14 protein-coding genes are annotated in these 13,902 nt (G+C 61.8%); 6 read left to right on the plus strand and 8 right to left on the minus strand.

All coding sequences use genetic code 11. The annotated features are described in order from the left end of the window. Window positions 1–771 carry an imidazole glycerol phosphate synthase subunit HisF gene (gene hisF, locus M2497_RS02545; RefSeq protein WP_003171107.1) on the plus strand — a complete coding sequence of 257 codons (771 nt, stop codon included), beginning with the start codon at window positions 1–3 and terminating at the stop codon, window positions 769–771. Window positions 772–837: 66 nt separating this feature from the next. Then, window positions 838–1,593: an ABC transporter substrate-binding protein gene (locus M2497_RS02550; RefSeq protein WP_248485722.1), complete on the plus strand. Its 756-nt coding sequence runs from the start codon at window positions 838–840 to the stop codon at window positions 1,591–1,593. A gap of 3 nt (window positions 1,594–1,596) precedes the next feature. On the opposite strand, the gene M2497_RS02555 is transcribed toward M2497_RS02550, so the two are convergent. The 5 genes from M2497_RS02555 to gpmI all read right to left on the minus strand — a co-directional run bounded on the left by M2497_RS02555 (window position 1,597) and on the right by gpmI (window position 8,463). Further along, complete coding sequence (locus M2497_RS02555; protein ID WP_248485723.1) at window positions 1,597–3,183, minus strand: serine protease; 1,587 nt, start codon at window positions 3,181–3,183, stop codon at window positions 1,597–1,599. 65 nt (window positions 3,184–3,248) lie between these two features. Next, window positions 3,249–4,034, minus strand: a complete 786-nt coding sequence (locus tag M2497_RS02560; protein WP_248485724.1) for a divergent polysaccharide deacetylase family protein — start codon at window positions 4,032–4,034, stop codon at window positions 3,249–3,251. 1 nt (window position 4,035) lies between these two features. Continuing rightward, window positions 4,036–5,352: a S41 family peptidase gene (locus M2497_RS02565; RefSeq protein ID WP_248485725.1), complete on the minus strand. Its 1,317-nt coding sequence runs from the start codon at window positions 5,350–5,352 to the stop codon at window positions 4,036–4,038. Between the two features lie 30 nt (window positions 5,353–5,382). Continuing rightward, window positions 5,383–6,678: a murein hydrolase activator EnvC gene (locus M2497_RS02570; protein ID WP_248485726.1), complete on the minus strand. Its 1,296-nt coding sequence runs from the start codon at window positions 6,676–6,678 to the stop codon at window positions 5,383–5,385. A gap of 258 nt (window positions 6,679–6,936) precedes the next feature. Further along, on the minus strand, window positions 6,937–8,463 hold the full coding sequence (gpmI, locus tag M2497_RS02575) for a 2,3-bisphosphoglycerate-independent phosphoglycerate mutase (RefSeq protein WP_248485727.1): 1,527 nt from the start codon (window positions 8,461–8,463) through the stop codon (window positions 6,937–6,939). Window positions 8,464–8,614: 151 nt separating this feature from the next. Between gpmI and M2497_RS02580 the strand changes: the two genes are divergently transcribed. From M2497_RS02580 to secB, 3 genes are read left to right on the plus strand one after another with little or no spacing between them, the layout of a single operon-like run. Next, on the plus strand, window positions 8,615–9,028 hold the full coding sequence (locus M2497_RS02580) for a rhodanese-like domain-containing protein (RefSeq protein ID WP_010213877.1): 414 nt from the start codon (window positions 8,615–8,617) through the stop codon (window positions 9,026–9,028). A 1-nt stretch (window position 9,029) separates the two neighbouring features. After that, on the plus strand, window positions 9,030–9,284 hold the full coding sequence (grxC, locus tag M2497_RS02585; protein ID WP_248485728.1) for a glutaredoxin 3: 255 nt from the start codon (window positions 9,030–9,032) through the stop codon (window positions 9,282–9,284). A 42-nt stretch (window positions 9,285–9,326) separates the two neighbouring features. Continuing rightward, the gene (secB, locus tag M2497_RS02590) at window positions 9,327–9,806 is read left to right on the plus strand and encodes a protein-export chaperone SecB (protein ID WP_071497058.1); all 480 of its coding nucleotides are present in this window, start codon (window positions 9,327–9,329) and stop codon (window positions 9,804–9,806) included. A gap of 126 nt (window positions 9,807–9,932) precedes the next feature. Here secB and M2497_RS02595 read toward each other — a convergent pair whose 3' ends face one another. Then, the gene (locus tag M2497_RS02595) at window positions 9,933–10,388 is read right to left on the minus strand and encodes a tRNA (cytidine(34)-2'-O)-methyltransferase (protein ID WP_003171120.1); all 456 of its coding nucleotides are present in this window, start codon (window positions 10,386–10,388) and stop codon (window positions 9,933–9,935) included. Here M2497_RS02595 and M2497_RS02600 point away from each other — a divergent pair. After that, window positions 10,387–10,827, plus strand: a complete 441-nt coding sequence (locus tag M2497_RS02600) for a hypothetical protein (RefSeq protein WP_248485729.1) — start codon at window positions 10,387–10,389, stop codon at window positions 10,825–10,827. The two genes, M2497_RS02595 and M2497_RS02600, sit on opposite strands and share 2 nt — an antisense overlap. Before the next feature lie 395 nt (window positions 10,828–11,222). Here M2497_RS02600 and ntrC read toward each other — a convergent pair whose 3' ends face one another. Continuing rightward, the gene (ntrC, locus tag M2497_RS02605) at window positions 11,223–12,659 is read right to left on the minus strand and encodes a nitrogen regulation protein NR(I) (RefSeq protein ID WP_248485730.1); all 1,437 of its coding nucleotides are present in this window, start codon (window positions 12,657–12,659) and stop codon (window positions 11,223–11,225) included. Next, window positions 12,656–13,741 carry a nitrogen regulation protein NR(II) gene (gene glnL / locus M2497_RS02610; RefSeq protein WP_056860661.1) on the minus strand — a complete coding sequence of 362 codons (1,086 nt, stop codon included), beginning with the start codon at window positions 13,739–13,741 and terminating at the stop codon, window positions 12,656–12,658. Before glnL ends, ntrC begins: the two co-directional genes overlap by 4 nt. Between the last annotated feature and the right edge of the window lie 161 nt (window positions 13,742–13,902).

The raw sequence follows: 13,902 nt of genomic DNA on the forward strand, positions 1-13,902 counted from the left end.
ATGGCGCTGGCCAAACGCATCATCCCTTGCCTGGACGTCGACAACGGTCGCGTGGTCAAGGGCGTCAAGTTCGAGAACATCCGTGACGCCGGCGATCCGGTGGAAATTGCCCGTCGCTACGATGAGCAAGGTGCCGACGAAATTACCTTTCTCGACATTACCGCCAGCGTCGACGGCCGCGACACCACGTTGCATACCGTCGAGCGCATGGCCAGCCAGGTGTTCATCCCGCTGACCGTGGGCGGTGGCGTGCGTACCGTGCAGGACATCCGCAACCTGCTCAATGCCGGCGCGGACAAGGTCTCGATCAACACCGCAGCCGTGTTCAACCCTGAGTTCGTCGGCGAAGCCGCGCAGCACTTCGGTTCGCAGTGCATCGTGGTCGCCATCGACGCGAAGAAAGTCTCCGGCCCGGGCGAAACCCCGCGCTGGGAGATCTTCACCCATGGCGGCCGCAAGCCGACCGGCCTGGACGCGGTGGAGTGGGCGATGAAGATGGAAGGCCTGGGTGCCGGTGAAATCCTGCTGACCAGCATGGACCAGGACGGCATGAAAAACGGCTTCGACCTGGGCGTGACCCGTGCCATCAGCGATGCGCTGGGCATCCCGGTGATCGCCTCGGGCGGCGTCGGCAACCTGCAGCACCTGGCTGACGGCGTGATCGAAGGCCACGCCAGTGCGGTGCTGGCAGCGAGTATTTTCCACTTTGGCGAATACACCGTTCCCGAGGCCAAGGCCTACATGGCGGCGCGCGGTATCGTCGTGCGCTAAACGCTGCTGGACAGCATGGCAGGCCAGAGGCACTCTCTGCGCTTGCCATGGATTCCGGTAACTTTCATGTTCAAGCACCTGCTGCTCGCCCTCGCCAGTACGTCCCTCCTGTTGACCGCTCCGGCCCACGCCGAAGAACCGTCCGACGCCTCCCTGGTGTTGCTGACGGAAAATTTCCCGCCCTACAACATGGCTAAAAACGGCAAGAACTTCGCCAAGGACGAGAACATTGAAGGCATCGCCGTGGACATCGTGCGCGAAACCTTCAAGCGGGCGGGCATCTCCTACAACCTCACCCTGCGTTTTCCCTGGGAGCGCATCTATAAGCTCGCCCTGGAGAAACCAGGCTACGGTGTGTTCGTGATGGCGCGCCTGCCGGACCGTGAAGCGCTGTTCAAATGGGTCGGCCCCATCGGTCCGGACGATTGGGTGCTGCTGGCCAAGGCTGACAGCAAGATCCAACTGGACGACCTCGAACATGCGCGCCGCTACAAGATCGGCGCCTACAAGGGCGATGCCATCGCCGAGACCCTGGAGAAGCAGGGACTCAACCCGGTCGTCGTGCTGCGCGACCAGGACAACGCGCAAAAGCTGCTGGATGGCCAGATCGACCTGTGGGCCACCGGCGACCCGGCCGGGCGCTATCTGGCCCGTCAGGTCGGTATCAGCGGGCTCAAGACTGTTTTGCGTTTCAATAGCGCCCAGCTTTACCTGGCCCTCAACAAGGCGGTGCCGGATGACCAGGTGGCGAAGTTGCAGGCGGCGCTCGACCAGTTGCGCAACGACGGCGTGATTGACGAAATCATGGCGCGCTATCTCTAGCCATCAGCGCGGCTTGAGCAAATCGACCCGTAGCGTGGAAGGTTGGTCGGCCTGGTCGTAGGCATACGTACAGATTTTATAAGGCGTGTCCCTGGCGGTAATCAGGCGTAGATATTTCTCCAGCGGCATGTCGGGGTGGTCATTGAGGGGATGCACGATATCGATGATGTCGTCGTCATCTTCCGGTGGCGTGGGCGCTGGTGGAATGGGCAGGTAGCCGACTGGCCGCAGGCAATCGGTGGTGGCGGCCGGCCCGAATTTGTAGGTGTAGCGATGCATGAATGGAGAGGCCAGGTTCCAGATCACCGTGTAGGCTGCCAAGCCTTGCTTGTCCAGGTTGATCGTCAGGTTCGGCGTACGCGCCGGGCCGGGTTCGGCAAGCTCGACCGCCAGGGTCAGGGCGTTTCTCATCATGCCGTCGGTGACCCGTTGCTCAGCGGAGTCTACGCCGACAATGCACAGCATATGCATGCCCGTTTGCGGGCCGATGGCGTCGTTTACAAAGGCGTTGTCGGCCTTGATCGGCGAACTGTAGTGCACCGGGTTTTCGCAGTCGATGGCGCGTCGAGTGGTCTTGTAGCGGTAAAACGGCGTGTTGGTTGTGAACTTCAGGTTCCAGCGCGGCACGATGTCTTTGCCTTTCCCGTCTCCCTTGCGGGTGAAATATTGCTGGATAGGTTCCGGACTGGTGAACGTGATGGTCGTAGTGGGGTAGAGGTTGCAATTCTCACTATCGGCTTGCAGCACGCCTCGCACAAAGCACTGGTTAAGGAATGTGACCGGGCTGCCGTAGTTGGTCTCGGCATGCCAGACAGGTATGCCGCTATTGACCTCGCAGGGTGCATCGCGCTGGCATTTGCGTTCCTCGGGCTGGCCGGTGGTGCTGGTGCTGAGAACGCCGAAAAGCGTGTTGGTGGCTCTGTCCAGCAAAGGTCCCCCAAAACCGCCGAGACCGACGCCTTGGCACTGGTTCTTCATGGTGACGCGCCACACGAACGGCTGTTCCACCAACTCGCGTGAGGCTTGATGGGTGCAGGCGGACATATGCAGGGTGTCCCACTCGGGGGCTGTTACAGCGAGAATGTCGTTGCCGTCGGCAGGTATTTCTTCAGCCAGCTTCAATGGCGTGATACCGGCCTTGATCAAGTCTGCCAGCGAGGCTTTCAACTCGATAATTGCCAGGTCGACGCCCTGGCTGCTGCCCCACTTTAGGGTTTTAAGGGGGTAGGTCTTGAGCGCTTCCAAGGTGTCATCAAAGTAGTTGAAGCTGACACTGCCCTTGATCGGCAAGTCTTTTTGTACCGAACCGTTGAGGCGGTGCAGGCAATGGCTGCTGGTCACTACGTAGGCGGGGCCCGACCGGCCGGCGTCGTCCCGGGTGTCGAGCAGGCTCGCGGTGCACAATGTCTGGGCCTGGTTCCTGATCCGGCCGATGCCGTTCCAGTGGTCGTGTTGATGGTTGGCGTTGGTCAGCGTGCGTGCGGGGCTGGCGTTGGCCAGGCCTTCGCCGAAATCTCGGGGGGCTGCAGCGAGCGGGCCCGCCAGGCTGCCGAGCAACAGGCCGGAAACAGCGATGTGGATGATGTTCATGTAACGTCCTGTAAGAGTGAACCGAAAGCTCACTATTCAGGAATGGGAATAGGTGGGGGCAGTACTTATCTAGAGGCCGGTCGGTAGGTGCCGTCCTTGCCGTGCCCTGCCATTGCCTGGTTACTGCGCACGCTGATCATCAACTTGATATCGATCCAGTCGATGCCCTGGGCCTTGAGCTTGGGCAACTCGCGTTCCAGCACGGCCAGTGTCTGTGGATACGGGTGGCCGATCATCACCGCCGAACCCTGTTTGTGCGCCAGTTTGATTGCGGTCTGCAACTGTGTGGTGATTGCCGCTTCGGTGCGTTCGTCGTCCAGGAAGACGTCCCGCGAGACGCTGGCCAGGCCGATCTTCTGGGCCTCTGCGGCGGCGACCGTCTTGGCGCTGGTGCGGCTGTCGACAAAGAACTTGTTGCGTCGTTGCAACTCGGCCATCAACCAGGCCATGGCCTCGGGCTGCGCGGTCATGCGGCTGCCCATGTGGTTGTTGATGCCGGCGGTATAGGGCACTGCCTTGAAGGCAGCGTCCAGGCGCCTGCCGAGTTCTTCGATGGGCAGCTCCGGGTGCCAGGCGAACGGGCCGGTGGCCGGGTCCATGGGCATGTGCAGGATCACGATCTTGCCGGCCTTGTGCGCTTCGCGGGCGAATTCGGCGGCGTGGGGCGTGTCGGGCATGATCGCCGTGGTCACTGGCCCGGGCAGGGCCAGCACGCGACGATCCCTGGGCAGGTTTTGCCCGAGGTCGTCGATGATGAGGGTCAGGTAGGCTTTTTGAGGCTCGCCGACCGGGGTCGCGTGGGCGACCCCGGCCAAGCTGCACAGCACAGCGATGATCAGCGCAAAACGCATATCAACGGCTGCGCGTGATGCTCAAGCCCTTGAGCAGGCTCAACGCCTGGGCGAGTTGGTAGTCATCGTCCTGCGGCATCGGCTTGGCTTTCTTGCCGCTGCCGGTGGGCTGGTCGGCGCCGCCGTTGCCATTGCCCAGGTGGCCTTGCAGGTCGGCCTCTTTGTAGTATTCGCTGTCGATCTCGTTGGTGATCTTGGCTTTACGCACCTCGATGTCCGGCACGATGCCCTGGGCCTGGATCGAGCGGCCATTCGGCGTGTAGTACAGCGCCGTGGTGATCTTCAGCGCACGCTCGTTGTTCAGCGGCAATACGGTTTGCACCGAGCCTTTGCCGAAGCTGGTGGTGCCCATCAGCACGCCGCGCTTCTGGTCTTGCAGGGCGCCGGCGACGATCTCGGAAGCCGAGGCGCTGCCGCCGTTGATCAGCACGGCCAATGGCACGTTTTCACTGAGGTCGTTGCCGGTGGCCGAGAAGCGCAGCTCGGAATTGGCGATGCGGCCCTTGGTGTACACGATCAGGCCTTTGGTGATGAAGTGGTCGACCACTTCCACCGCCGCCTGCAACACGCCGCCTGGGTTGTTGCGCAGGTCGAGCACGATACCGCTGAGCTTCTTGCCGTTGTCTTTGCGCAGCTTGGCCAGGGCCTTGGCCACTTCGTCGCCGGTCTTGACCTGGAACTGGGTGATGCGGATGTAGCCGTAGCCCGACTCCAGCAGCTGGCTCTTCACGCTCTTGACCACGATGGTCGCGCGCGTCAGCGTCACGTCGAACGGGTTACCGCCGTCGCGTACCAGGGTCAGGGTGATTTTCTGGCCGATCTTGCCACGCATCTTGTCGACGGCTTCGGTCATGGTCTGGCCGCGGGTCGGCTGGCCGTTGATCTTGACGATGAAGTCACCGGCCTGGATGCCGGCCTTGGACGCCGGGGTGTCATCGATCGGCGAGACCACCTTGATGTTGCCGTCTTCGGCGCCGACTTCGATGCCCAGGCCGCCGAACTCACCGCTGGTGCTTTCCTGCAGCTCGGCGAAGTCTTCAGGACCCAGGTAGGCGGAGTGCGGGTCGAGGTTGCTGAGCATGCCCTTGATGGCATTTTCCAGCAGGGTCTTGTCGTCTACGGGTTCGACATACGCGGCCTTGATGCGGTCCATGACCTCGGCAAAGGTGCGCAGCTCGTCCAGCGGCAGCGGCGCCTTGGTGGTCGCGGCCGTGCTGGCCGGGGCCGCCGGGGCAGCCTGGTCGGCGAAAGCCAGGGGCGCACCGATCACCAGGGCGATCGTCAGGGCCAGCGATGTGAGGCGGGACAAATGCAGCATGTCGAACGAACTCCTAATGTAGATGCGGCCCTATCCTTGGGAACGGCACCATTGTGCGGGATCGCTTGGGCGACCCTGCTGACGAATAGCGAAGTACAGCGCCGGGGTGTCCTGGCCACCACTGTTACCCACAGTGGAGATGGATTCACCGGCTTTTACAACATCACCTGCCGACTTGAGTAATGTCTGATTGTGGCCGTAAAGGCTCAAATAGCCATTACCGTGGTCGAGAATCACCAATAAACCGGCGCCCCGCAGCCAATCGGCAAACACCACACGCCCACCGTGGACCGCGTGGACCTGGCTGCCAGCGGAGGCGCTGATCATCACCCCATCCCACTTGGCGCGGGTGTCATCACCACGGGTTTCCCCAAAGCGTGCCAGCAATCGACCATCAACTGGCCATGGAAGTTTGCCGCGGGCTGAAGCAAAAGGCCCGCCGAACGACTCGCCGGCGCTGGAAACCAGTGGGCCAGGCGCTGCATGCGCCGGTTTGCGCGGTGCCGGCTTATCCGTAGTGGCGGCCAGTTCGGCCTCACGCTGGCGCTTTTTTTCGGCTTCCTGCTGGGCGATCAGCGCTTTCTGCCGCGCTTCTTCGGCCTCGCGTGCCTGGCGGGCCAGGGTTTCTTCGATGGTTTTAAGCACTTTGGCCAGGTCAGCCTGGTCCTGCTCGCGCGCCTGGAGCTTGGCGTCGCGGGCCTTTACGTCGTCATTGAGCTTGGCCAGCGCTAGTTGGCGCTCCTTGCGGACCTTGTCCAGCTCGCTGCGCTGGGTGTCGAGGGCGACTTTCTGGTCTTGCAACTGGGATTGCTGATTGGCGATTTCCTGCTCGACATTGACCAACTGGCGCAGGGTTTCATTGAAGCTTTTGAGTTGCTCCAGCCGGGCCTTGCTCAGGTAGTCGTAGTAAGTGAGGGTGCGCGCGAATTTCTCGGGGTTCTGCTGGTTGAGCAGCAGCTTGAGGTATTCCTGGCGGCCGTTCTGGTAGGCGGCACGGGCCTGGATCGCGATCAGGCGTTGCTGTTCAACGCGTGCGCTCTGGAGTTTTTTTTTCTCAGCGTCGAGTCGCTCCAGTTCCGACTCGCTCTTCTTTAATTCTTTTTGTAGCTCCTGGACCTGCTTCTCCAGCTTGCCCATCTCGGTTTCCGTGCCGCGCAGGTCTTTCTGCACCCCGGATTTCTCTTCCTGGAGCTTGCCGAGCAGTTTTTTCAGCTCGGTAATGTCCTGACGCGTAGCGTCCAACTGTTGTTGGGTTTGTGCGCGCTCGTCGGCAAACGCCGGTTGGAGCAGGCAGACAAAAGCAAGGGTAATCAAGGCGCGAAGCATAGAGGCGGGCGACACCAGGGAAATGGACGGCCTAGTATGCCCGCCAAGCGCGGCAAAAAAAACGCCCAATTCGGGCTGTAGCGCAAGATAGGTGCCGAGTGGCAGTGGTATGGCAAAAAGACATGTTCCAAACTGCGCAGATCCAATGTGGGAGGGGGCTTGCCCCCGATTGCAGTGTGTCAGCCACATAGGTGTCAGCTGATCTACCGTAATCGGGGGCAAGCCCCCTCCCACATTGTTTTTCGGTGAAGCTGGAAATCAGACCAGAATCGAAGTCCCGGTCATCTCCACCGGCTTCTCCAGCCCCATCAACATCAGCATGGTCGGCGCCACATCCGCCAGCACGCCACCGTTACGCACTTTGAAATCACGCTTGCCGACATAGATGAACGGCACTGGCTCGGTGGTGTGCGCGGTATGGGCCTGGCCGGTGGATTCGTCGGACATCTGCTCGCAGTTGCCGTGGTCGGCGGTGATCAACGCTTCGCCGCCAACCTTTTCCAGGGCGTCGACGATACGGCCGACGCACAGGTCCAGGCATTCCACGGCCTTGGTCGCAGCTTCCAGGTTGCCGCTGTGGCCGACCATGTCACCGTTGGCGTAGTTGACCACGATCACGTCGTAACGCTGGTGGTCGATGGCGTCGACGATCTTGTCGGTGACTTCCGGCGCGCTCATTTCCGGTTGCAGGTCGTAGGTGGCGACCTTTGGCGAAGGGATCAAAATGCGTTCTTCGCCCGGGAACGGCTCTTCACGGCCGCCGGAGAAGAAGAAGGTCACGTGGGCGTATTTTTCGGTTTCGGCAATGCGCAGCTGGGTCTTGCCGTTTTTTGCCAGGTAGTCGCCCAGCACGTTGTCCAGGCTGCTGGCGGCAAAGGCGGCGGGGGCCGGGATGCTGGCGGCGTATTGGGTCAGGCCCACGTACTGCACCTTCGGCTGGCGGGAGCGCTCGAATTCCTTGAAGCCGTCTTCGACAAACACGCGGCTCAGCTCGCGGGCGCGGTCGGCGCGGAAGTTCATGAACACCACGGCGTCGCCGTCTTCGACCTTGACCGGCTCACCGATGGTGGTGGCTTTGACGAACTCGTCGCTTTCGCCACGGGCGTAGGCAGCTTCAAGGCCTTCCTGGGCGGTGGCGGCATTGAATTCGGCCTGGCCGTCGACAATCAGGTTGTAGGCCTGGGAGACGCGGTCCCAACGGTTGTCACGGTCCATGGCGAAGTAACGGCCCACCAGGCTGGCGATGCGGCCTTTGCCGAGGGCGGCGAAGGTGGTGTCGAGCAGTTCGATGGACGACTGCGCGCTTTTCGGCGGGGTGTCGCGGCCGTCGAGGAAGGCGTGCAGGTAGATCTTGTCGGCGCCGCGCTTGAAGGCCAGCTCGGCCATGGCGACCAGGTGGTCCTGGTGGCTGTGGACGCCGCCATCGGACAGCAGGCCCATGAAGTGCACGGCCTTACCGGCAGCCACTGCTTTATCGACTGCCGCGCAGATGGTCGGGTTCTCGAAGAACTCGCCATCGCGGATCGCTTTGGTCACACGGGTGAAGTCCTGGTATACCACTCGTCCGGCGCCGAGGTTCATGTGGCCGACTTCCGAATTGCCCATCTGGCCGTCCGGCAGACCCACGTCCATGCCCGAGCCGGAGATCAGGCCGTTGGGTACGGTGGCGGTCAGGCGGTCGAGTACAGGCTTCTTGGCCGCGTATACCGCGTTGTCGTGGTGGCTTTCACTGTGTCCGAAGCCATCGAGAATTATCAGGACCAAAGGTTTAGGCGTAGTAGTCATAGATCCTCTCGTGGCGGTAATAAAGGAAGACAATTGAAAAGGGAGTGGCAGTTTAAAGCGAAGTTCCGACCACGTCACCGCTTTACGGGGGTTGGCCCCCCCTGACGGCTGTGTATACTTACCGCCATTTTAACGCCCTGGAACCTCCTTGATGGTTGATCACCTGATTGCATTTGCCACTGCCCACTATCTGCTCGTGGGTGCCTTCGTCATCCTGCTGGCGCTGTTGATCGCTCACGAATTGAGCCGCGGTGGCCGCAGCCTGAGCACGGCGGAGCTGACCGCGCTGGTCAACAAGGATGAGGCCGTTGTCGTGGACATCCGTCCGGCCAAGGATTTCGCCACCGGCCATATCGTCGGCGCCCTGAACATTCCGCAGGACAAGCTGATCGCGCGCCTGGCCGAGCTGGAAAAGCACAAGGCCAAGACCATCATCCTGGTCGACGCCCAAGGCCAGCACGCCGGCACCCACGCCCGCGAAATGCTCAAGACCGGTTTCACCGCCGCCAAGTTGTCCGGTGGCATCAGCAGCTGGCGCGCCGATAACCTGCCGCTGGTGAAGTGATATGAGTCAGGTTGTCGTGTATTCCAGCGATTGGTGCCCTTACTGCATGCGGGCCAAGGCCTTGCTGGAGAAAAAGGGCGTCGCCTTCGAAGAGATCAAGGTCGACGGCAAACCCCAGGTGCGCGCCGAAATGGCCCAGAAGGCGGGGCGCACGTCCGTGCCGCAGATCTGGGTCGGCGCCAGGCACATCGGTGGCTGCGACGACCTGTTCGCCCTGGAGCGCGCCGGTAAACTCGATGCGCTGCTGCTCGTCTGACTCCTTAAACCCTAAAAGACCCCAAGATCACAAGGATCTGAGATGACTGACCAACAGAACACCGAAGCAGCAGAAGCCCCAGCTCCACAGTTCTCGCTGCAGCGCATCTACGTGCGTGACCTGTCGTTTGAAGCGCCGAAAAGCCCGGCCATCTTCCGTCAGGAATGGACCCCAAGCGTTGCGCTGGACCTGAACACCCGCCAGAAGGCGCTGGAAAGCGACTTCCACGAAGTGGTGCTGACCCTGTCCGTGACCGTCAAGAACGGCGAAGAAGTGGCCTTCATCGCAGAAGTGCAACAGGCTGGTATCTTCCTGATCCAGGGCCTGGACGAAGCCTCCATGAGCCACACCCTGGGCGCGTTCTGCCCGAACATCCTGTTCCCGTACGCCCGTGAGACCCTGGACAGCCTGGTCACCCGTGGCTCGTTCCCCGCGCTGATGCTGGCGCCGGTGAACTTCGATGCCCTGTACGCGCAAGAGCTGCAGCGCATGCAACAGGAAGGCTCGTCGACGGTTCAGTAATCTCGAACCCGGTGCAGGACCCCATGTGGGAGGGGGCTTGCCCCCGATAGCGGTAGATCAGTCACATAGATATCGACTGGTACTCCGTCATCGGGGGCAAGCCCCCTCCCACATTTGTTATGTGTGTTACTTGAAGCCGAGCTGGCGCCAGCCTTCATAGACGGCCACGGCCACGGTGTTGGACAGGTTCAAGCTGCGGCACCCCTCGCGCATCGGCAAGCGCAGGCGATGGCCGTCGGGCAGGGCGTCGAGTACCTCGGCCGGCAGGCCCCTGCTTTCGGGGCCGAACAGGAAGGCATCGCCCTCGGCAAAACTGGCATCATGGAACGGCCGCGAACCCTTGGTGGTGAACGCGAACAGCCGTGGGTGGCCCAGGCTTTCCAGGCAACTGGCCAGATCGGCGTGGCGCTTGAGCGTGGCGTACTCGTGGTAATCCAGCCCGGCGCGGCGCAGGCGCTTGTCGTCCATGTCGAAGCCCAGCGGCTCGATCAAATGCAGGTGGCAGCCACTGTTGGCGCACAGCCTGATAACGTTGCCGGTATTCGGCGGAATTTCTGGTTGAAAAAGGATGACGTGAAACATGCACGGCTCCGAAGGCAAAGATGCGCTGCATTCTACCCTCGAAGAGGACCCGAGGCCGAAGCTTATGCCGAGGGTCATGGGTTCTTTGGCGATTGTCGGCATGATGGTCGGCCTGATGATCGGTCGCCTGACCACCCCGGACCCGGTCGAACTGCAACAGGTCGAGACCGCAGCGGACGGCGTGGTGGTGTGGTTCAACAGCGAGCCCAAGCTGCACGGTGAGCATATCGATGGCACCGTGGCGCTGTTGTTCGACGCCCAGGGCAAGGCTGCGGCTGGGCGACTCAAGGTCAATGACAAAGACGTGAACTGGCGCGTACGCAAGACCGATGGCGGCCTGTTGCTGAACCTGGTGGCGGCTCGGCCGTTGCGTGGGGAGTGGAAGGGCGAGAAGGCCGATGGCCGCTGGCGGCTGGAGATCCATCTCCAGGAGGAATAAAAGAGGGAGTTCCCGGCCTGCCTGTACCAGGGCTCCCAAAACGGGGTGAAGCCTCGAAAGGCTTCGGTGTTAAAGAGGGAATCCCCGGCCTGCCTGTACCGAGGTTCCCGAAACGGTGTGGAGCGCGATGCGATTCGCATCCAGCGCCCCGGGTGTAAAGAGGGGATTCTCGGCCTGCCTGTACCAAGGTCCCCGAAACTGGGTAGTACAGGGGTTATTGCAGGGCGCGTGCCAGAGTGGCCAGGTTGTGCCAAAAAAAATCTGTATAAAACGCAAAGCCCCGGAATACGGGGCTTTGGTGCTTTTGGTTTTCAGGGTTTTTTCAGCAGCGCTGGAGTTTTCGGTATTGGATCCGTGCCCGATGCTAGTTCATGGTGCATTGAAGCGGTGCACCTTTAGCCCTCGTCGGCCTCGTCATCATCCCCGCCATCAACCTTCATCCCCAATTCCTTGATCTTGCGGGTCAAGGTATTACGCCCCCAGCCCAGCAATACCGCAGCATCGCGACGGCGGCCTGCGGTGTGCTTCAAGGCAGTCTCGATCATGATCCGCTCAAAGGCCGGTACGGCGCTGTCCAGCAGGCTCGACTGGCCGCGTGCCAGGGCCTGGTCGGCCCACTGGCGCAGCGCCTGTTCCCAGTTGGTCACGGGTGCAGAGTCCTGTGGCAGGCTCAACAGCTCCGGCGGCAGGTCGCTGATATGCACTTCGCGCCCGGACGCCATCACGGTGATCCAGCGGCAGGTGTTCTCCAGCTGGCGAACGTTGCCCGGCCACGGCAGGTTCTTCAGGTATTCCTCGGTCTCGCTTTTCAGCAGCTTCGGCTCGACGGCCAGCTCCTGGGCCGCGCGGCTGAGGAAGTGGCGGGCGAGGGTCGGGATGTCTTCGCGACGGTCCGACATGCGTGGGATGTGGATACGGATCACGTTGAGGCGGTGGAACAAGTCCTCACGGAATTTGCCGGCGTGTACCAGGGTTTCCAGGTTCTGGTGGGTTGCCGCGATGATGCGTACGTCGACCTTGACCGGCGTGTGCCCGCCAACGCGATAGAACTCACCGTCAGCCAGTACCCGCAGCAGGCGGGTCTGGGTGTCGGCCGGCATGTCGCCGATCTCATCGAGGAACAGCGTACCGCCGTCAGCCTGTTCAAAGCGCCCGCGCCGCAGGTTGGCTGCGCCGGTGAACGCGCCTTTTTCATGGCCGAACAGCTCGGACTCCATCAAGTCCTTGGGAATCGCCGCCATGTTCAGCGCGATGAACGGCGAAGCCGCCCGCGGGCTGTGACGGTGCAGCGCGTGGGCGACAAGCTCTTTACCGGTGCCGGACTCGCCGTTGATCAGCACGGTGATGTTGGAGTGGCTCAAACGCCCGATGGCGCGAAACACTTCCTGCATCGCCGGCGCTTCGCCGATGATTTCCGGGGTGCGGGTCAGGGCCGGAGGGGCTTCCTGGTTCTGCTGTTCCTGGGCGTGCTGGTTGGCGCGCTTGACCAGCGCCACCGCCTCGTCCACGTCGAACGGCTTGGGCAGGTACTCAAAGGCGCCGCCCTGGTAGGACGCGACAGCGCTGTCCAGGTCCGAATGCGCAGTCATGATGATCACCGGCAGGCGCGGGTGCTGCTCGCGAATCCGCGCCAGCAGGTCCAGGCCACTGGCGCCGGGCATGCGGATGTCGGAGATGATCACGTCGGGCTGCTGGCGCGCCAGTCGGCTCATCACCCCATCGGCGCTGTCGAAGCTCTGGGTGGTCATGCCTTCCTGTTGCAAGGCTTTCTCGAGGACCCAGCGGATAGAACGGTCGTCATCGACGATCCAGACAGTTTCACTACGGCTCATGTCGATGGGGCTCCTTGTTCCAGGGGCAGAAAGATCGAGAAGGTGGTGTGGCCGGGATGGCTCTCACATTCGATCAGACCCTGGTGCTGGCTGATGATGTTCTGGGTAATGGCCAGGCCCAGCCCGGTACCGTCCGGGCGGCCACTGACCATGGGAAAGAAAATGGTTTCCTGGAGTTCCGCAGGAATCCCCGGGCCGTTGTCGATGATCTCGACCTTGGTCACCAGGCGGTGGCGCACGTGGCCGATGGTGAACTGGCGCAGGGCGCGGGTGCGCAGGCTGATGCGACCCAGGCGCAGCTCATTCTGGCTGCTGATGGCCTGCATCGCGTTGCGCACGATGTTGAGCACCGCCTGGATCATCTGTTCGCGGTCGATCAGAACGTCAGGGATGCTCGGGTCGTAGTCACGCACCAAGGTGATGCAGCCCTGGCTTTCGGCCTCGACCAGTTGGCAGACGCGCTCAAGTACTTCGTGCACGTTGGTCATCGCCAGGGACGGCAACTTGTTGGAGCCGAGCATACGGTCCACCAGGTTACGCAGGCGATCGGCCTCTTCAATGATGACGTTGGTGTAGTCCTTGAGGTGTTCCTCTGGCAGCTCGCGGGCCAGCAGTTGCGCGGCGCCGCGAATACCGCCCAGCGGGTTCTTGATCTCATGGGCCAGGCCGCGTACCAGCATCTTGCTGGTTTCCTGCTTGGACAGTTGCGCTTCTTCCTTGGTGATGCGCAGCAGGCGATCACGCGGATGCACTTCCAGCAGTAGCAAGGTCGCGCCGTTGCTCAGGATCGGCGTCACGGCATAGTCGACGGTCAGCGTCTGGCCGGTGAGGGCGGTGAGCATCGCTTCGCGTTTGGTGAACGGGTGCGCCTGCTCCACTGCCTGGCGCAATGAACTCAGGGCCTCGGCCGACTCGGTGAACAATTCGCTGATGAACTGCCCATGGCTGCGCTGGCCGCTGATGGCCAGGAGCATCTCCGCCGCCGGGTTCATGTACTCAAGACGCAAGTCGTCATTGAGCAGGATGGTCGCGGTGGTCAGGTTGTCGAGTAGCAAACGGTGCAGTGCATCGCTGATGGTCATCAGGACCTCTTTTGGAGCAAGGCGCGGGCTTGAGGCACACGCTGATACAAGGAAAATGCAAAAACCAAACCAAGGCTCCGAAAAGAAGCGTGAAAGCCCTGAAATGGGGGTTTAAGGCGCGAAACTGTGGCGTTCTGCCAGCTTGCTCGGGAAGTTTCGAA

The sequence above is a fragment of the Pseudomonas sp. CYM-20-01 genome (genome assembly GCF_023169845.1).
Classification (GTDB): domain Bacteria; phylum Pseudomonadota; class Gammaproteobacteria; order Pseudomonadales; family Pseudomonadaceae; genus Aquipseudomonas; species Aquipseudomonas azotoformans.